The sequence below is a fragment of the Occultella gossypii genome (assembly GCF_019947135.1).
Classification (GTDB): Bacteria; Actinomycetota; Actinomycetes; order Actinomycetales; family Beutenbergiaceae; genus Occultella; species Occultella gossypii.
In genome coordinates, this window is the sequence record NZ_JAGSHT010000020.1 from 144340 (window position 1) to 162871 (window position 18532).

The 18532-nt window shown below is 72.0% G+C and carries 17 protein-coding genes and 2 tRNA genes; 6 read left to right on the top strand and 13 right to left on the bottom strand.

Annotated features, from left to right (window positions below; genetic code table 11):
• Window positions 1–205: 205 nt before the first annotated feature.
• The gene (locus KCQ71_RS20745; RefSeq protein ID WP_223409579.1) at window positions 206–1456 is read left to right on the top strand and encodes a trans-sulfuration enzyme family protein; all 1251 of its coding nucleotides are present in this window, start codon (window positions 206–208) and stop codon (window positions 1454–1456) included.
• A gap of 27 nt (window positions 1457–1483) precedes the next feature.
• Window positions 1484–2152 (top strand): AMIN-like domain-containing (lipo)protein, encoded by a 669-nt coding sequence (locus KCQ71_RS20750; RefSeq protein WP_223409582.1) that lies wholly within the window; start codon window positions 1484–1486, stop codon window positions 2150–2152.
• 6 nt (window positions 2153–2158) lie between these two features.
• Here the strand turns inward: KCQ71_RS20750 and KCQ71_RS20755 are convergent, their stop codons facing one another.
• Window positions 2159–2881 carry a lysophospholipid acyltransferase family protein gene (locus KCQ71_RS20755; protein ID WP_223409585.1) on the bottom strand — a complete coding sequence of 241 codons (723 nt, stop codon included), beginning with the start codon at window positions 2879–2881 and terminating at the stop codon, window positions 2159–2161.
• Between the two features lie 124 nt (window positions 2882–3005).
• Between KCQ71_RS20755 and KCQ71_RS20760 the strand changes: the two genes are divergently transcribed.
• The gene (locus tag KCQ71_RS20760) at window positions 3006–3389 is read left to right on the top strand and encodes an MmcQ/YjbR family DNA-binding protein (protein ID WP_223409588.1); all 384 of its coding nucleotides are present in this window, start codon (window positions 3006–3008) and stop codon (window positions 3387–3389) included.
• On the opposite strand, the gene KCQ71_RS20765 is transcribed toward KCQ71_RS20760, so the two are convergent.
• The 7 genes from KCQ71_RS20765 to KCQ71_RS20795 all read right to left on the bottom strand — a co-directional run bounded on the left by KCQ71_RS20765 (window position 3386) and on the right by KCQ71_RS20795 (window position 10973).
• A complete protein-coding gene (locus KCQ71_RS20765; RefSeq protein WP_223409592.1) occupies window positions 3386–3994 on the bottom strand; it encodes a response regulator transcription factor in 609 nt (202 codons plus the stop codon). The genes KCQ71_RS20760 and KCQ71_RS20765 overlap by 4 nt on opposite strands.
• Entirely contained in the window at window positions 3991–5262 is a 1272-nt protein-coding gene (locus tag KCQ71_RS27760; protein ID WP_223409595.1) for a sensor histidine kinase, read from the bottom strand. Before KCQ71_RS27760 ends, KCQ71_RS20765 begins: the two co-directional genes overlap by 4 nt.
• Window positions 5263–5324: 62 nt before the next feature.
• Window positions 5325–6152 (bottom strand): ABC transporter permease, encoded by an 828-nt coding sequence (locus KCQ71_RS20775; protein WP_223409598.1) that lies wholly within the window; start codon window positions 6150–6152, stop codon window positions 5325–5327.
• The gene (locus KCQ71_RS20780) at window positions 6149–7105 is read right to left on the bottom strand and encodes an ABC transporter ATP-binding protein (RefSeq protein WP_223409600.1); all 957 of its coding nucleotides are present in this window, start codon (window positions 7103–7105) and stop codon (window positions 6149–6151) included. The genes KCQ71_RS20775 and KCQ71_RS20780 overlap by 4 nt, the downstream gene beginning before the upstream one ends.
• Window positions 7106–7437: 332 nt before the next feature.
• Window positions 7438–8751, bottom strand: coding sequence for a UDP-N-acetylglucosamine 1-carboxyvinyltransferase (murA, locus tag KCQ71_RS20785; RefSeq protein ID WP_223409603.1), 1314 nt, complete (start codon window positions 8749–8751; stop codon window positions 7438–7440).
• A gap of 147 nt (window positions 8752–8898) precedes the next feature.
• The gene (locus KCQ71_RS20790) at window positions 8899–9591 is read right to left on the bottom strand and encodes a response regulator (RefSeq protein ID WP_223409607.1); all 693 of its coding nucleotides are present in this window, start codon (window positions 9589–9591) and stop codon (window positions 8899–8901) included.
• Entirely contained in the window at window positions 9588–10973 is a 1386-nt protein-coding gene (locus KCQ71_RS20795; protein WP_223409610.1) for a sensor histidine kinase, read from the bottom strand. Before KCQ71_RS20795 ends, KCQ71_RS20790 begins: the two co-directional genes overlap by 4 nt.
• Before the next feature lie 163 nt (window positions 10974–11136).
• Here KCQ71_RS20795 and KCQ71_RS20800 point away from each other — a divergent pair, with 163 nt between their 5' ends.
• Together KCQ71_RS20800 and KCQ71_RS20805 are read left to right on the top strand one after the other, a co-directional pair.
• Window positions 11137–12066, top strand: coding sequence for an ABC transporter ATP-binding protein (locus KCQ71_RS20800; protein WP_223409613.1), 930 nt, complete (start codon window positions 11137–11139; stop codon window positions 12064–12066).
• Window positions 12063–12881 carry a hypothetical protein gene (locus KCQ71_RS20805; RefSeq protein WP_223409617.1) on the top strand — a complete coding sequence of 273 codons (819 nt, stop codon included), beginning with the start codon at window positions 12063–12065 and terminating at the stop codon, window positions 12879–12881. The genes KCQ71_RS20800 and KCQ71_RS20805 overlap by 4 nt, the downstream gene beginning before the upstream one ends.
• Before the next feature lie 77 nt (window positions 12882–12958).
• On the opposite strand, the gene leuD is transcribed toward KCQ71_RS20805, so the two are convergent.
• Together leuD and leuC are read right to left on the bottom strand one after the other, a co-directional pair.
• A complete protein-coding gene (gene leuD, locus KCQ71_RS20810) occupies window positions 12959–13597 on the bottom strand; it encodes a 3-isopropylmalate dehydratase small subunit (protein WP_223409620.1) in 639 nt (212 codons plus the stop codon).
• Between the two features lie 29 nt (window positions 13598–13626).
• A complete protein-coding gene (leuC, locus tag KCQ71_RS20815) occupies window positions 13627–15108 on the bottom strand; it encodes a 3-isopropylmalate dehydratase large subunit (protein ID WP_223409622.1) in 1482 nt (493 codons plus the stop codon).
• Between the two features lie 95 nt (window positions 15109–15203).
• Here leuC and KCQ71_RS20820 point away from each other — a divergent pair, with 95 nt between their 5' ends.
• The gene (locus KCQ71_RS20820; RefSeq protein WP_154794867.1) at window positions 15204–15926 is read left to right on the top strand and encodes an IclR family transcriptional regulator; all 723 of its coding nucleotides are present in this window, start codon (window positions 15204–15206) and stop codon (window positions 15924–15926) included.
• A gap of 88 nt (window positions 15927–16014) precedes the next feature.
• Here KCQ71_RS20820 and KCQ71_RS20825 read toward each other — a convergent pair whose 3' ends face one another.
• The 3 genes from KCQ71_RS20825 to KCQ71_RS20835 form a co-directional block, all read right to left on the bottom strand.
• A complete protein-coding gene (locus KCQ71_RS20825; protein ID WP_223409625.1) occupies window positions 16015–18084 on the bottom strand; it encodes a penicillin-binding transpeptidase domain-containing protein in 2070 nt (689 codons plus the stop codon).
• 106 nt (window positions 18085–18190) lie between these two features.
• A tRNA-Glu gene (locus KCQ71_RS20830) sits at window positions 18191–18263 on the bottom strand.
• 53 nt (window positions 18264–18316) lie between these two features.
• Window positions 18317–18388, bottom strand: a tRNA-Gln gene (locus KCQ71_RS20835).
• Window positions 18389–18532: the final 144 nt, after the last annotated feature.

The following is an 18532-nucleotide window of genomic DNA, read 5'->3' on the forward strand; positions in this document are numbered from 1 at the left end:
GAGGGTACAGGCGTACCAAGGGCCCGACGGCGGAGCGCGCCGTGGTCTGCGTGCGCCGGGTCGGTCGGTGGCCGGGCCGGGCCGGGTCCGGCCGGGCCGGGTCCGGCCGGTCCGGGTCCAGCCGGTCCGGGTCCAGCCGGTCCGGGTACCGAACGGCGACGGACCCGGAGCCGGCGAGCGGCCGTGATGGTTCTACCCTGAATCCGTGACCGACGCATCCGCCACCCCGCCCGAGCCCACCGACCACCCCGAGGGCCTGCATCCCGAGACGGTGGTCGTCTCGGCGGGCCGGCCGCAGCGCACCGAGCAGGCGCCGGTCAACCCGCCGATCGTGCTCTCGTCCACCTACATCAGCACCGGGGAGCCCGGCCCGGGTGACCTGATCTACGCCCGCTCCGGCACCGAGACGTGGCTGCCGTTCGAGGAGGCCATCGCGAAGCTGGAGGGCGCCGAGTTGCCGGGGCTGCTGTTCGGATCCGGGATGGCCGCCGTCACCGCGGCCCTGAGCCTGGTGCCGGTGGGCGGCGAGCTGATCGTCCCCCGGCACGGCTACCACGCCTCGCTCGTGGCCGCACGTGACCTGACGGCGCGCTCCGGGGTGCGGGTCACCGAGGTCGCCATCGAGGACACCGGCGCCGCGGTCGCCGCCGTGCGGGCCGCCGCCCGTCGCCTGTCCGGCGAGGGCGCCGGTGCCGCCGTGCCCACCGGCGCTGCCGGACGGGTGGGGCCAGTGCTCTGGCTCGAGACCCCCACGAACCCGATGCTCGAGGTCGCGGACCTGCCTGCTCTGGTGGCTGCCACCCATGACGTGGGCGGCCTGGTGCTCGTGGACAACACGTTCGCCACCCCGCTCGGCCAGCGGCCGCTGAGCCACGGTGCGGACGTCGTGGTGCACTCGGTCACGAAGTACCTCTCCGGCCACTCCGACGTGGTCCTCGGCGCGGTCGTCACCGACGATCCGGCGCTGCACGGCGCGCTGCTGGACCGGCGCAGCCTCGGCGGTGCGATCGCCGGGCCGTTCGAGGCGTGGCTGGCCCTGCGCGGGCTGCGCACCCTGGCCCTGCGGGTCGAACGCTCACAGGCCACGGCCGCGGATCTCGCCGAGCGCCTGTCCGGGCATCCGCACGTCGTGGCGGTCTCCTACCCCGGTCTGACCACGCACCCCCAGCACGAGCGGGCCGCTATCCAGATGAACGGCTTCGGCTCGATCCTGACGTTGCGGCCGGTCGGCGGTGCCGCGGGCGCCGATGCGCTCACTCGTGCGGTGCGGCTCTGGGTGCCGGCCACGAGCCTCGGCGGGGTCGAGTCCTCACTTGAGCGCCGCCGTCGACTCGGCGCCGAGGCGCCCACCGTGCCCGAGGACCTGCTCCGGCTCTCCGTCGGCATCGAACACGCCGACGACCTGTTCGCAGACCTGGAGCAGGCCCTGGCGGTCGCCGCCACGTACGCTGGGTGACCAAGCGGACCGGACCAGGAGGCCACGATGACGAGAACCCGCCACCTGTTGACCCTGGCGGCCGCCGGCGCGGCCCTCGCGCTCCTGGGCGGATGCACCTCGGGCCCGGGCGACGACGACCCGACCCCCACCGCCACGACCGCGGAAGAGACGCCGTCGGCCACCGAGACCGCCACCGAACCGAGCCCGAGCGAGACCGGATCGACCGCCCCCGGGCACACCGACGACGACATCGACGACCCGCCGCCGTTCCCGGCCGACGCCAGCGAGGACACCGGCGAGCCCGCCGGTGAGCCGGACCTGCTGCTCGCCGACGTCCGGGCCGCCGAGCACGACGGCTTCGACCGTGTGGTCCTGGAGTTCATCGGCACCGGCACCCCCGGGTGGACGGCCGCCTACACCGACCAGGCGGTCGAGGACGGCAGCGGCAACCCGATCGACCTCGAGGGCGACACCGACCTGCAGATCTTCGTCACCAACACCCGCTACCCGAACGAGGGTGAGGCCGGCTACTACGACGGCCCGCGTCAGTTCGAGCCGGAGGGTGAGGAGGTCGAAGAGGTTCACGTCGCCGGGACGTTCGAGGGTCAGACCCAGGTGGTCCTGGGCGTCGACACCGCGGGGGCACCGTTCCGGGTGTTCGCGCTCACCGACCCGGTCCGCGTGGTCCTGGACGTGCAGCACGTCGACGACTAGGGCCGGCTATTGCGCGAAACCGGCCTGCGGGTCCGGGCGCCAGACGAACGGCTCCGTGGGCGGGGTCTCGTCGCGGATGGTCACCAGCAGTGCGGTGATCGCGGCCATGATGCGGTCCGTCGCCTCGCGCACGGCCGCGGGGTCCTCGGCGCGCCCGGCCAGGTCGCCGAGGTCGACGGGCGGGCCGGCCACCACCTGCACCGGGCGGCGCACCACCGGCCGGATCATCGACGCGTGCCGGGCCATCACCTCGTGCGCGCCCCACTGCGCGATCGGCACCACGGGCACGCCGGTGGTCAGGGCCATCCTGGCCACCCCGGTCTTCGCGCGCATCGGCCACAGCTCCGGGTCCCGGGTGAGGGTGCCCTCGGGGAACACCGACACGCACTCCCCCGCGGCGAGCGCCGAGGCGGCCGCCGTCAGCGACGCGGCGGCCGAGCCGGTACCGCGGTGCACCGGGATGTACCCGACCGAGCGCAGCAGTGGCCCGAGCAGCGGCACCCGGAACAGGGACGCCTTCGAGAGCACCTTCGGGTAGCAGCCGGCCTTCGTGAGGAAGTCCAGGAGGGTCAGCGGGTCGAAGTTCGTGACGTGGTTCGCGGCGGCGATGAACCCGCCGTCGGGCAGGTGTTCGGTGCCGCGGTGGGTCGGCTTCGTCAGCACACGCACCAACGGACGGGCGATGGCGACCGCGACCCGGTAGGACGTCGGCGCAGGGGGTCGGGGCACGCACCGATCGTAGGGGCTGGGCCGGGTGCCTGCCCGACGGCGGAGCCCGGCTCCCGTAGGCCGGTCGCCACGGCCCGTGGCCGGGGCGGGCACCAATGTCGGCGGTCGGTGGCAGGCTGTCCAGGTGGCGACCGCAGACCGACCCGACGTACCCGCCGAGTGGCTCGACCGACTGGACCGGATCATGGCGGGGCTTCCCCGCGCGCACCTGGAGTCGGCCTGGGTGGGCATGCGGTGGCGGGTCGGTGGGGCGACGATCGCGCACGTGTTCGGCGGCGAGGACGGGCTGTTCCGCATCACGTTCCGCGCCGAACCGGAGGAGGTGTTCGCCCTGGAGCACATGGGGCCGCCGTACTTCCGCACGGACTGGGGGCCCAACGTCGTCGGCATGCTCCTGGACTCCAGCACCGACTGGGACGAGCTCGCCGAGATGCTCACCGACTCCTACCGGATCCAGGCGCCGGCCCGGCTGGCCGAGCAGGTCCCACAGCCCGGTTCGCCGGGCTAGATCCAGCCCCGGGCGCGCGCCAGGCGGGCGGCCTCGTGCCGGTTCCCGACGCCCAGCTTGGTGGCGGCTGCGGACAGGTAGTTGCGCACCGTGCCCGGGGACAGCGAGGCGCGGGTGGCGATCTCCTCCACCGGTGCGCCGTCGGCGGCGAGCTCGAGCACGTCGGCCTCGCGGGCGGTCAGTGGGCTCGCACCCGCCGCGATGGCGTCGGCGGCCAGTTCCGGATCGACGTACCGGCCGCCGTCGTGCACCTGCCGGATCACGTCCGCGAGCACCTTCGCGGACGCGGTCTTCGGCAGGAAGCCGCGCACGCCCGCCTCGAGCGCCTTCTTCAGGTAGCCGGGGCGCCCATGACTGGTGACGATGATGCACCGGCACCCGGGCACGTCGACGGCGAGGCGCTGGGCCACCTCGATGCCGTCGAGTCCCGGCATCTGCAGGTCCAGCACCGCGACGTCCGGGGTGAACCGGGCACCGGCGGCCACGGCCTCGGGTCCGGAGGCAGCCTGCGCGATCACCTCGAGGTCATCCTCCATGCCCAGCATCATGGCCAGGGCGTCGCGGATGAGGTTCTCGTCGTCGGCGAGCAGCAGCCGGATGCTCACGTGGTGACTCCAGGGGTCGGTTGGGTGGTGAGGGCCGACGCGGTGGTGCCGGAGTCGAGCGGCACCGCGGCCGTCAGCGTGAACTGGGCCTGGTCCCGGTGCACCTCGAGCGTGCCACCGACGGTCGCGAGACGCTCCCGCAGTCCGTTCAGCCCGGAACCGGCCCGGGCCGCAGCGGCGGTGCGGGCACCGTCGTTGCTGATACTCAGGGTGGCGGCTCCCGCGCCGGCGCGCAGCTCGATCACGCACCGCTTGGCGTCCGCGTGCCGCACCACGTTGGTGACCGCCTCCCGGACCACCCACGCGAGTGCCTCCTGCGCTCGGGGTGGGAGGGCCGTGGCCTCCCCCGCGACGAGCACCTCCACCCCGGCCGACCGGAGGATCTCGCGGGCACCGGCGAGCTCGGTGGGCAGGTCCGCGGCGCGGTAGCCGTCCACGACGGCACGGACCTCCCGGAGGGCGTCCTGGGCGATCCGACGCACCTCGAGCATCTGCTCCGGCGCCCGGTCGTCGCCCCGGCGGGCGAGTTCGGCGGCGAGTTCGCTCTTGACCGCCACCGTGGACAGGGTGCGGCCGAACACGTCATGCAGGTCGCGGGAGAACCGCAGGCGCTCCTCGGCGACGGCGAGCCGGGCATCGACCGCCCGGCGCTGCTCCTGCTCCCAGACCACGCCGATCATCCACACCGAGACCCGGAACGAGAGCGCGGCCCCGGCGGCGATGAGCGCCGTCGTGATCACCGGCACGGTTGCCTGGACGAGCGTGCCGCCGGCCACCAGCGCGGCAATGGCCGCGGTCAGGGGCACCGCCAGTGTGGCCAGCATCAGCCTTCCTGTGGTCAGCAGCGGCGAGAGCGCGAGGATCGCCACCACGGGGGCGATGGCCGCCACGTTCCCGGTCACGATCGGGTCGGGGTTGCGCCCCCCGTTCGCCCACGCGATCGCGACGACGGTTGCGACGATCGTGACAGCGCCGAGGAGCCAGACCTCCCGCCGTGCACTTGCCGCTCGGCCGAGGTAGACCTCCAGGGTGCTCCGGGTGGTCGCGATCGCCACGCCGCAGTGCACGATCGAGACCACCACGAAGGCCAGTGCGCCGGCTCCCGTGTACTCGGTGGCGCCGGCGAGGAGGCCGAGCGCGAGGAACGGCTCGAAGGCGAGGATGATGTACAGGGTCCAGCGGTTGTAGGTCTCGAACCGCTGTGGGTTGCTGGCCCGGGACCAGCCGGCCAGCCCGGTGGCACCGGTCGTCGCGGGAGCACGGTTCACGGTCCCCACGCTACCGGCGGTCGCCGCGACCGGCGTTGTCGCAACCGGGTGGCCGGCAGGAGTCACCGGCGCGGCTCCCAGCGCATCCACCGACGGGTGGCGAGCACTCCGACCGCGGTCCAGGCGATCAGGACGATCAACGGCACCACCGCCTCGGCGAGCGAACCGACGAAGGTGACCTGGCCGCCGTCGGGCGTGAGGCCGGTCAGGCCCAGGTTCAGCAGGGTGACCACCGGGAAGAGCGGGGTCAGCTCGGCGATCACCTGCGCCGGTTCCGGGAGCACCGAGAGCGGGAGCGTCAACCCGCTGAAGAGCATGGTGACCATCAGGACCGGCAACGTGGTGAGCTGGGCGGCCTCGACGGTCTTGGTGAGGCCGGAACTCGCGTACGCCAGTCCGGCGAACATGGCGAAGCCGAGACCGAGCGCGAGCACCACGAGGATCGGGTTGGTCAGCGGCGGCACGTCGATGACCGCGACCACGGCGGCCAGCCCGAGCACGGCCTGGGCGATCACGATGATGAGGGCCGGCATGCTCATCGCGAACAGGACCTCCCTGCGGCTGGACGTGCCGGAGGTCAGCCGCTTCAGCGTGAGTTCCTCGCGGCGTGCGACCGCGGTGGTGGTGAGGTTGTAGTAGGCCACGAACAGCAGGCCGAACGCGACCAGGGTGGTCAGCAGGGCGCCGCCGAAGACGCCGGCGCCGGCCCCGTCGGTCCGGTCGCCGATGACGCCCATCAGGAGCAGCACCATCAGGGGGGCGAGGGCGATCGCGTTGAAGAGCGTGGTCCTGTTGCGTCCGAGGAGGGTGATCTCCATCCGGGTCAGGGCCCGGGTCCGGGCGATGGTGCCGGGGGCGGGGCGGACGGCGGCGGTGGTCGCGGTGCTCATGCGGGGACCTCCGAGAGATCGTGGGTGGGACGACCGCCGGCGGCGATCGTCAGGAAGGCCTGCTCGAGGGATGCCGCTCGTGCGTCCAGGCCGTCGAGGGTGACGTCCTGGGCCTGCGACCAGTCGAGCAGGATGCGCAGGTCCGCCTCCAGGTGCTGGGTGCGGATCAGGTGCCGGACGCCGCGGGCGGACTCATTGGCCGAGTCGCGTCCGTGCAGGGGCGGCAGTGGTCGGCCGGTGGCGAGAGTGAAGGAGATGGTGGCCGGAGCGTCAGCGCCGATCTCGGCGGGCGTGCCCTCGGCGACCACGACACCCTCGTGCATGATGGCGATCCGGTCGGCGAGGTCCTCGGCCTCCTCGAGGTAGTGCGTGGTCAGGACCACCGTCACGCCGTCGGCCAGCATGGACCGCACGAGCTCCCAGGCGTCCCGTCGGCTCTCCGGGTCGAGGCCGGTGGTGGGCTCGTCCAGGAACAGCACCTGTGGCCTGCCCATGATGGCCAGGGCCAGGTCCAGCCGGCGGCGCTCACCGCCGGACAGGCTCTTGACCGCGACGCCGGCGCGGTGGGCGAGGCCGACGGCGGCGAGCACGTCCTCCGGCGGCATCGGCGCCGGGAGGGTGGCGGCCCAGGTGCGGGCCATCTCGGCGACCCGGAGGTCGGTCGGGAAGCCCGCCTCCTGGAGCATGATCCCGATGTGCGGGCGCACCTTGGCCCGGGCGGTGTACGGGTCGTGCCCGAGGACGCGCACCTGGCCGTCCGTGGCGGGGGCGATCCCCTCCACGACCTCCATCAGTGAGGTCTTCCCGGCGCCGTTCGTGCCGAGCAGGGCGAACAGTTCGCCGCGTCGCACGCGCAGGTCCACGCCCCGGACCGCCTCGAACGCCGGGGCGCCGGGTGTGGAGGGACGGTACCTGCGCCGCAGCCCGTCGATCGTGATGATGTTGGAGTCCATGGATCCAGACTCCCGCCGGATCCAGGACCGGCCCAGTGCATGCCATCACGGCCTCGGCGCCGAAGCGCACCACTCACTCGTGAGAAATGTCATGGGTGGGGCACCGGCTCCCGGGGGAGGGGAACCGGCGCCCCGCGCGGGCACGGGGGGAAAGTCGCGCCGCGCAGGCCACCCGGGCATCACGTCCCGGGTGACGGTCTCTCGGGGTCGTTGTCCAGGCGACCCCGCGGCACCCGTGGGTGCCTCATGACCTACTGTGCGCGACGCGACTGGGAGATCCCTGGGAAACCGCTGGTACCCACCTGCCAGTTCATCGGTGGTCCCGGCGGCTGCTAGTCCGTCTCGACCTTGGCGCCGAGCGCCTCGAGCTTGGCGGTGAAGTTCTCGTAGCCGCGGTTGATCAGCCCGATCCCCCGCACCCGCGAGGTGCCCTCGGCGGCGAGCGCCGCGATCAGGTGGGAGAAGCCGCCGCGCAGGTCCGGCACCTCGATATCGGCCGCCTTCAGCGGGGTCGGACCCGAGATCACCGCGGAGTGCTGGAAGTTCCGCTGGCCGAAGCGGCACTGCAGGCCGCCCAGGCACTCCCGGTAGACCTGGATGGTCGCGCCCATCCGGACCAGTGCGTCGGTGAACCCGAACCGCTTCTCGTAGACCGTCTCGTGCACGATCGAGAGGCCGGCGGCCTGGGTCAGCGCAACGACGAGCGGCTGCTGCCAGTCGGTCATGAACCCCGGGTGCACGTCCGTCTCCAGGACGATCGAGTGCAGGTCGGTGCCGGGGTGTCGGAACCGGATCCCGCCGTCGTCGATGTCGAACGCGCCGCCGACCTTCCGGAACGTGTTCAGGAACGTCATCATGTCCGCCTGCCGGGCACCACGCACGTACACGTCGCCGCGGGTGGCCAGTGCCGCCGACGCCCACGAGGCAGCCTCGATCCGGTCCGGCAGCGCGGTGTGGGTGAACCCGCCGAGACGGTCCACCCCCTCCACGCGGATGGTCCGGTCGGTGTCCACGGAGATGATGGCGCCCATCCGCTGCAGCACGGCGATCAGGTCCATGATCTCGGGCTCGATGGCGGCGTTGCGAAGCTCGGTCAGACCCTGGGCCCGGACCGCGGTGAGCAGCAGCTGCTCAGTGGCCCCGACGCTCGGGTAGGGCAGCTCGACCTTGGTGCCGTGCAGCCCGCGCGGCGCGGTGATCAGGATGCCGGTGTCCAGCTTGTCCACCTGGGCGCCGAACTGGCGCAGGATGCCCAAGTGGTAGTCGATCGGCCGGTCCCCGATCCGGCAGCCGCCGAGGTCGGGGATGAACGCCTCGCCGAGGCGGTGCACGAGAGGACCACAGAGCAGGATCGGGATCCGGCTGGAACCGGCGTGGGTGTCGATGTCCGCCTTGTGCGCAGACTCGACATTGCGCGGGTCGAGGCGGATCACGCCGCCCTTGACGTCGCGCTCGACGATCACCCCGTGCAGCTTGAGCAGGCCGCTGACGACGTTGACATCGCTGATGTCCGGGATGTTGCGCAGCTCGCTCGGTTCCTCGCCGAGCAGCGCCGCGACCATCGCCTTGGAGACGAAGTTCTTCGCCCCACGGACCGTGATCTCGCCCGACAACGGCGACCCGCCATGCACCCGAAGCTGATTCATCCACTCATCCTCACGTCGGAACCCCGACCTCACTCCCACCGTGCGGCGGGCAACCGATCAAGGGTACGACGTGTGCCCGGATGCGCCCGGCAGCCCCGGCGCGACTACGCACGATCCGCACGCAGGTCGGTGCCGCTCGGGCCGGGGTCAGGTGTGCGGTACCAGGCCCGCGCGGTGGGCGAGGATCGCCGCCTGCACCCGGTTCTCCACACCGAGCTTCACCAGGATCGCGCTGACGTACCCCTTGACGGTCCCCTCCGTCAGGTGCAGCTCGCGACCGACCTGGGCGTTGGAGGAACCGGCTGCGAGCAGCGCCAGCACGTCGGTCTCGCGCTCGGTGAGGACCGCCACCCGGGCCCGGTCGTCGGCTGCGGCCGGTGCCCCTGCGATGCGGAGCCGGTCGATCACCCGTCGGGCCACGCGCGGTGAGAGGTACGCGGCGCCGTCGGCGACGGCGTGCACCGCCGTCACCAGTTCGCGGGGGTCGGAGGCCTTGAGCAGGAAGCCGGACGCGCCGCCCTCGAGGGCCTCGGCGATGTAGGAGTCCTCGCCGAACGTGGTCAGCATCACCACCCGGGCGCCCTGACCGAGTCCGACGATCTCGCGACAGGCCGCGAGCCCGTCGAGCTGCGGCATCCGGATGTCCATCAGGACCACGTCCGGTCGCATGCGGCGCGTGAGGTCGACGGCGGCACGTCCGTCGGCGGCTTCGTCGACGACCTCGATCGTGGGATCCGAGGCCAGCACAGCCCGGATCCCCGCGCGGATCATGGCCTCGTCATCGACGATCAGTACCCGCACCGCCCGGTCCACGGTGCCACCCGGATCGGTGCCCGTCATCGAGGGCCGTCCGGGGTGAGCCGGTCGGTGGCTACGACGACACCCTCGTCGAAGCAGATCCGGAAGACGTCCGAGCCGAGATCGAGGGCGTGGCTGCGAGCGAGGTAGAACTCGCACTCGCTCGACTCGGGCGCCGGTGGGATCGGCACCGGTACCCCCTCGGGCGGAATGCTTCGGGGTGGGAGCAGGTCGGCGATCTCCGTGCGCTCGTCGCCCGTCTCGATCTGGCTGTACGCCTCCGGCGCGAGGCCTGTGGTGCGCACGGTGAGCACCTGCAGCACCAGGAGCGCCGCGGCCAGGAGGCAGCCGAGCGCCAGCGGGATCATCGCGGTCTGCCACTGGCGGCGCCGTTCCTGGCGGCGGGCGTGTGCCACGATCCGGTCCGTCGCCCGATCATCATCGGGAACGGGCGTCCCTTGGGACGCGGACCGGGGAACGTGGGCGATCACCTCGAAACCTGCCGCGCGTGGGCCGGCGTCGAGGTGACCGCCGGCGAGCCGGACCCGCTCGCTCAGGCCGATGAGTCCCTGCCCCGCGCGTGGCGCCGGAGGTTCGCCCACCGGCTGTGCGGTGCTGGGCTCGTTGACGACCGAGACCGACACCGGGTCCTCGCTGGCATCGATCGTCACCGTCACGGCCGCGCCGGGCGCGTGCCGGGCCGCGTTCGTGAGTGCCTCCTGCACCACCCGGTACGCCACCCGCTCGAGGGACGGCGGCAGCGCGCCGACCCGTCGCAACCGCACCGGTGCGCCGGCCCGCTCGGCACGCTCGACCAGGTCGTCCACGCTCTCGTGCGCCGGCACGTTCGAGGCCGCCGTCCCGTCCTCACGCAGCAGCTCGACGACGGTGTGCAGGCGGTCCGTCGCGGCCACGGCCCGGGAGCGCACCTCGGCAGCTGCCTCCCGCACCCGGGCCGGGGCGTCGGGGGCCAGCTCGAGCGCGCCGCTGCCGAGGGCGATCATCGCCAGGTCGTGCCCGATCGTGTCATGCACCTCCTGCGCAATCCGCGCCCGCTCGCGCAGCCGGGCCTGGTCTGAGACGATCTCCCGCAGCCGTAGCCGCTGTTCCTCACGCAGGCGCAGGGACCGTCCGATCCACCACGGCAGGATGAGCCCGGCGAACTGTGCGATGACGGAAACGAGCCACTCGGACAGAAAAGCGTCGGGACTCCGCAGCCACGTCGCGAAAAGATTGATGAGCGTCCCGATCCCGAATGCGATGAGCGCCATTCTCAGGGAATACATTCTGCGGCCCACGAAGAAGGCGAGCGCAATCAGGACCGGAACGACGAGAAGGCCCGCATTGCCGGTGCCGAAGGGAAGCAGGACCGTGGCGACCACGAGCGCCACCCCGAGGAGGCGCTCCGTTCCGTGGCTGCTCATCCGGAAAGGCTAACAGTCGCAACGCTGCGGCCGATATCCGTCGCGGGACGGAGGAACGGGCCCGCCACCCCTGACCTTCGTCAGGTGGGGTTCCTGACCTTCGGCCGTGGCGATACCTGTCGCATGTTCCATAAGGTCGATCCATGACGCCCGGAGCAATCATATGATCGAATTGGATGGCCTCACCAAGGCCTATGGCTCGAAGAAGGCGGTCGACAATCTGACCGTGAATATCCGACCCGGAATGGTCACGGGATTCCTGGGACCGAACGGCGCAGGGAAGTCGACGACGATGCGCATGGTCCTCGGCCTCGACCGGCCGACCGCCGGCCGCGCGCGGATCACGGGTCGACGCTATGTGGACCTCGTCGACCCGTTGCGAACCGTCGGAGCCGTTCTCGACGGCCGGGCCGGCCATCCCGGACAGTCCGCCCGGAGCCACCTCCTCGGCATCGCCAGGAGCAACGGGCTGGCCCCTGGCCGGGTGCCCGCCGTCCTCGAGACCGTCGGCCTCGGCGCGGTCGCGAACAAGCGGCTGGGCACGTTCTCGCTCGGTATGACCCAACGTCTCGGCATCGCCGGCGCGCTCCTGGGCGATCCCGCGGTGCTGCTCCTGGACGAGCCGGTGAACGGCCTCGACCCGGACGGGGTGCTCTGGATCCGTGGCCTCATGCGTTCGCTCGCGGCGCAGGGTCGTACCGTGCTCGTGTCCAGCCACCTGCTCTCGGAGATGCAGGACACCGCCGATCACCTCGTGCTCATCAGCCGGGGCCGGTTGGTGGCGGACGAGTCGATGGCCACCCTGCTCGCGAAGCGAAGCGCCCGCGCGGCCACCGTCCGCACACCGCAGGGACCGGCCTTCGCGGCAGTGCTGGAGCGAGCCGGGATGTCGGTCACGACCGGCGCCGAGCCTGCCTTGCACGTGACGGGCGAGGGCCTCGAGGAGATCGGCGCCCTTGCCTTCGAGCACGGTCACCGTTTGGACGAGCTCTCGTTCCGCCGTCCGTCCCTCGAGGAGGCCTATCTCGACCTGACCGGCGGGGACCTTGAATACACGAGCAGACCCGTCGGGTCGCCGGAGGAGCCCACATGAGCAGCACGCGCACCGCGCCGGCCCCGGGCCGGCTGCCCGCGATGACCTCCGAACGAGGGCGGGCGCACCGCTGGGGGTCGGCGATCGCGTTCGAGTGGACCAAGCTGACCGGGGTCCGCTCGACCCTGTGGTTGGTCCTGGCCGGCACCCTGCTGACCCTGGGCGGCACGCTCCTGATCGGCGCGTCCGCACGGGCGAGCGGCGAGAACGGATTCGCGACGGCGGCGCCGGCTCCGTTGTTCGCGGTCCAGACGATCTCGTTCACCCAGGTGGCGGTGCTGCTCGTGGCCGTGTTCGCCTTCACCGCCGAGTACTCGAACGGTTCGATCCGGACCACGCTGCTGAGCGTCCCGGGCCGCGGCCGCGTGCTGATCGCGAAATCCGTCGTGCTCGCGGCGATGTCGGTCGTCATCGGCTCCGCGCTGGTCCTCCTCGGCACGCTCGCGGCCTCGGCGGCCGCGGCGGAGTACGGCACCTTCACGGGCGCGCAGCTCGGGCACGCTGTGCTCGGCACCGCGGTCTCGCTGGCGCTGACGAGTGTGTTCGTCCTCGGTGTCGCCGCAGCGCTGCGGAGCACGGCCGGCACCATCCTGACCATGTTCGTGGTCCTGTACGCCCTCAGCAGCGTGCTGCCGATCTTCGGCCAGGGATGGCTCACCGACCTGGGGGCCTACCTGCCCGGCACGGCGGCCGGGGTCCTGGTGACCGACGCCGCCGATCCGTATGGCTCGGCGACCGCCCTGGCGGTGCTGGCCGGGTGGGCCGGCGCGGGTCTCGGCGTCGGATACCTGGCCCTGCGTTACCGCGACGTCTGAGCGCGCTCGGGCACGCCAATGCCGAAGATCCCGCTCATATCCAGTGACATGAGCGGGATCTTCCGCGTTTCGGCGAGTCAGCCGACGGGCCGAGCGGCCTCGATCTCGACGGCCGGCAGGTGCTTGGCCGGGAGCGTCTTCGGCCGCCACGGCTGGCGCTGCGCCTCGAAGTCGGAGATCTCGGACTCGTGCTCGAGGGTGAGCCCGATGTCGTCCAGGCCCTCCATCAGGCGCCAGCGGGTGTAGTCGTCGATCTGGAACTGGGCGACGACGTCACCGCAGATCACGGTGCGTGCCTCGAGGTCGACAGTCACCTCGGTGCCCGGCTCGGACTCCAGGATCTTCCAGATGAGCTCGATGTCCTCCTGGGCGACCTGGGCCGCGAGCAGGCCCTGCTTGCCGGAGTTCCCCCGGAAGATGTCCGCGAACCGGGGTGCGAGCACGGCCTTGAAGCCGTAGTCCTTGAGCGCCCAGACGGCGTGCTCCCGTGAGGACCCGGTGCCGAAGTCCGCGCCGGCGACGAGCACGGAACCGGAGGAGTAGGCCTCCTGGTTCAGTACGAACGACGGGTCGCCCCGCCAGGCGGCGAACAGCGCATCCTCGAACCCGGTGCGGGTGACCCGCTTCAGGTAGACGGCCGGGATGATCTGGTCGGTGTCGACGTTGTTGCGGCGCAGCGGCACCCCGACGCCGGTGTGAGTGGTGAACTTCTCCATGACTGGTTCCTTCGTTTCGTCGGGGTGGCTCAGACCTGGACCTGCAGGCGCGGGTCGAGCGGGGCGAGCGGCGTGCCGTCGAAGGACGTCAGGTCGGTCTCCTCACCCAGATCGAGGTCCGCGAGCGAGGACAGGGTGCCACGGATCGCGGTCGCCGCGGCCACCAGCGGAGACACCAGGTGGGTCCGCCCGCCCTTGCCCTGGCGACCCTCGAAGTTCCGGTTCGAGGTGGACGCGGCCCGCTCCCCCGGCTTCAGCTGGTCCGGGTTCATGCCCAGGCACATCGAGCATCCGGCGTTGCGCCACTCGGCGCCGAAGTCGAGGAAGATCCGGTCCAGGCCCTCGGCCTCGGCCTGCAGGCGCACCCGTGCGGAGGCGGGCACCACCAGCACGCGCACGTCGTCGGCCTTCTTGCGGCCCTTGACGACCTTCGCCACCGAACGCAGGTCCTCGATCCGCCCGTTCGTGCAGGAGCCGATGAACACGGTGTCCACGTGGATGTCGCGCAGCGGCGTACCCGGCACCAGGCCCATGTACTCGATGGCCCGCTCGGCGGTGGTGCGCTCGTTGTCGTCGCCGATCTCCTCGGGAACCGGCACGTTCGCGGACAGCGGCAGGCCCTGGCCCGGGTTCGTGCCCCAGGTGATGAACGGCTCGAGGTCGGACGCCTGGAGCACCACCTCGGCGTCGAACGTCGCGTCGTCGTCGGAGCGCAGCGTCTTCCAGTACTCGACGGCGGTGTCCCAGTCCGCGCCCTCCGGCGCGTGCGGGCGACCCTCGAGGTAGTCGAAGGTGGTCTGGTCCGGCGCGATCATGCCGGCCCGTGCACCCGCCTCGATCGACATGTTGCAGATGGTCATCCGCGCCTCCATGGAGAGCCTGCGGATCGCCTCGCCGCGGTACTCGAGCACGTAGCCCTGGCCGCCGCCGGTGCCGATCTTGGCGATGATCGCCAGGATGATGTCCTTCGACGTCGCGCCGGGCGGCAGGTCGCCGTCGACCGTGATCGCCATCGTCTTGAAGGGCGCCAGCGGCAGCGTCTGGGTGGCCAGCACGTGCTCGACCTCGCTGGTGCCGATCCCGAACGCGAGCGCGCCGAAGGCCCCGTGCGTGGAGGTGTGGGAGTCCCCACAGACGACCGTCAGACCGGGCATGGTCAGGCCGAGCTGCGGGCCGACCTGGTGCACGATGCCCTGGTCCGCGTCGCCGAGCGAGTGCAGCCGCACGCCGAACTCCTTGGCGTTGTTGCGCAGGGTGTCGATCTGGGTGCGGCTGGTCAGGTCCGCGATCGGCAGGTCGATGTCGAGCGTGGGGGTGTTGTGGTCCTCGGTCGCCAGCGTCAGATCCGGGCGTCGGACCGTCCGGCCGGTGAGGCGCAGTCCTTCGAACGCCTGCGGACTGGTCACCTCGTGGACCAGGTGCAGATCGATGTACAGCAGGTCCGGAACGCCGTCCGCGCCCTTGCGGACCACGTGGTCCTGCCACACCTTTTCAGCCAGAGTTCCGGCCATGTCACGTCACCTTCTTCGTTCTGCAACCCCGTGGGTTTGGGGCTGTGTTGCCATCCGGACTTGCGTCTCACGGTGCGAGACGGCAATATCGACCTATGGACAACTCTAGCGGAGTCGGCGTTCTTGACAAGGCGGCCATCGTCCTGGGTGCTCTCGAGGCGGGCCCCGCGACCTTGGCCCAGTTGGTGGCGGCGACCCATCTCGCCCGCCCCACGGCGCACCGCCTCGCGGTGGCGCTCGAACACCACCGCCTCGTCTCCCGTGACATGCAGGGCCGCTTCGTGCTCGGCCCGCGCCTGGCCGAGCTCGCCTCGGCCGCCGGTGAGGACCGGCTGCTCGCCGCCGCGGGCTCCGTGCTGCTCGCCCTGCGTGACCACACCGGCGAGAGCGCCCAGTTGTTCCGCCGCCAGGGCGACCAGCGCATCTGCGTCGCCGCCGCCGAGAAGCAGATGGGCCTGCGCGACTCGATCCCGGTCGGCGCGACCCTGTCGATGATGGCCGGTTCGGCCGCGCAGATCCTGCTCGCCTGGGAGGAGCCGGACCGCCTGCACCGCGGCCTGCACGGCGCGAAGTTCACCGCCACGATCCTGTCCGGTGTACGCCGGCGCGGCTGGGCGCAGAGCGTCAGCGAGCGCGAGGTCGGTGTCGCTTCGGTGTCCGCGCCGGTGCGTGGCCCCTCCGGCCGGGTGATCGCCGCCGTCTCCGTCTCCGGACCGATCGAGCGGATGACCCGTCAGCCCGGCCGCGTGCACGCGAACGCCGTGATGGCAGCCGCGAACCGGCTCACCGACGTGCTGCGCGCCACCGAGGAGAGCTGACCGCCCGACGGCGCACCTCGCCGTCTGCGGGTCGCTTGCGCCCGTCGGGGGCCGGGCCGCGGGCCGAACCCCCTTGGCACGAGGCCGCTCAGCCCTGCCGAGCGACCTCCAGGAACGAGCGGATCAGCGGCCCCGAGGTCGCCGAGCCGTAGTCCCCGACCTCCACGAACGCGGCGACGGCGAGGTCGCCGTCGTAGGCGATCATCCAGGCGTGGGTCTGATCGGCGTCGCCGAACTCCGCGGTGCCGCTCTTGGCCCCGACGTCGTCCCCGTCCAGGCCGGTCAGCTGGGCCGACGCCGTGCCGTAGGAGACGACGGCGCGCATCGCCGCCCGGAGCTGGGCCGCCTCCTCGTTCGTGAGCGCAACGACGTCGGTGTCCGTGGCGTCGGTCGCCGTGTCGTCGGCGTCGCCCGTGCTGTCGTCGGTCGCCGTGTCGTCGGCGTCACCGGTGGCCTCCGCGGTCGCCGTGGCCCCATCGGTGGCGCCGTCGGTCGCCCCGGCGTCGGTCGGCTCCCCCTCGGGCAGGGACAGCAGGTACGGCTCCACGCGCGCCCCGGCGGCCACGGACGCCGCGACCGTGGCCATGGCCAGGGGCGAGGCGAGCACCTGGCCCTGGCCGATCAGGTCGGCGGCGTGCAGCGTGCCGGCAGCCTCGCTGGGCACCGACCCGAGGTAGTACGGGAAGCCGAGCTCGGGGGTCGCGGCGAGCCCGAGGGAGGCGGCCGCCGAGGCGATGTCGGCGGCACCGACGCGCTGGTACTCGGCGATCAGCGCGGTGTTGCACGAGTGCGCGATCGCCGTCTCCAGCGTGATGTCGCCGAGCGCGGCGGCCGGGTACCCGGGGTAGTTGGAGAACTCACGTCCGTCCACGGTGACGGTCTCGGTGCAGGACACGGTGTCGTCGAGGCCCATCCCGGAGCGCAGCAGGGCGAGCAGGGTGACGATCTTGAAGGTCGAGCCCGGGGCGTACTGGCCGACCGTCGCCGTCGAGAGCCCATCCCCGCCCGGACCGCTGGCGGCCGCGAGGATCTCGCCGGTCGATGGCCGGATCGCCACGATCGCGCTGGCCGGCTCGATCGGGGCGAGGAGCGACTCGGCGAGGATCTGCAGGCCTGCATCGAGGGTGGTGGACAGGGCGGTGCCCTGGACGGCGTCGGAGGCATAGACCTCGGTGACGCTCTCGCCGTCGACGATCGAGATGACGGTGCCTCGGATACCGCGCAACTGCTCGTCGTAGAGGCGCTGCAGCCCGGACCGCCCGACCATGTCGCCCTCGACGATCACGCCGTCGGACTCCGCGATGATCTCAGCGGTGGCCTCCCCCACCCGGCCCAGGATCGGCCCGGCGAAGCCCTCCGTCGGCCCGAGCTGACGCTCATCGGAGAGCATGTTCACCCCGGGCAGCGCGCGCACCGCGTCCAGGTCGATGCTGCCCGGGTCCTCCTGGGCCACGACTGCGGCCTCCAGATAGGCCCGCGGCCCGGCCCCGAGGACCCGGTCCGCATAGGCCTGCGGGTCGGACAGTCCGACCGCCTCGGCGAGGGCGAGCGCAGCGGGCTCCCACTCCTCGGCACCGATGAACGTCTTGTCGATCCCGATCCGGAAGACGTTCCGGTTGGTCACGATCACCTCGCCGCCGCTGCCGAGCACCTCACCTCGGGCCGGCTGGGTACGGGTGAGGTCGTAGACGCCCGTCTCGCCGAGGTCGGCCCCGAGGAGGTCGCGTTGCCAGGTGGCCGTCCAGGTGTCGTCGGACTCGACCAGGTGCACCGAGACCGGGTACGACCAGTCCTCGTCGGTCCCCTCGACGTCCCACGTCCAACCGAGCGCAGCGTCGGCCGCACGGCCCTCGCCCTCGTCGTAGACGCTGCTCACCCAGGAGACCTCGACGGCGCGTGGAACCGGTGCGAGCGCGCCGAGTACGGCCTCGGTGTCAGCGACCGCCAGCGCGCGGTCCTCGTCACTCAGCGGCGCGTCGTCGAAGGTTCCGGCGGTCAGCGCCTGCGCGATGGCCAGTGCGGCGGCCTCCTGCGGCGGGAGCGAGTCGTCCCCACCGTCCGGGTCGGTGTCGGTACAGGCGGCGAGTCCGCCGGCGAGTAGGGCGAGGGTCAGCCCGATCCCGATCTTCCGGTCGAACCGCACCGAACCTGCCGCCATGTCGCACTCCTCGTCGTGGGCCGGCACGAGCCTAACCTGGGTCGCAGGACCGGACGGCGGAGACACGACGAAGGCCCCCGCTCGGTGAGCGGGGGCCTTCGGTTTGTAGCCCCGACCGGATTCGAACCGGCGCTACCGCCGTGAGAGGGCGGCGTCCTAGGCCACTAGACGACGGGGCCGTGCACTGGAAGATCATAGCGGAAGCTCCGAGGAGCGCCTGCCATGCCTACCGCTGGGGTACCAGGACTCGAACCTAGACTAACTGGACCAGAACCAGTCGTGCTGCCAATTACACCATACCCCATGGGGGTATAACGTCCGGCCCGGATGCAGGCGAATCGCACCCGAAACGTGAACGTCGTACCGGCGAGGAACTCTACCCGAGCCGGGCCCGTTGACCAAAACCCGAGGCCGTGGGCGAAGTCACATCCCGGCGCCGGCGTGCCGA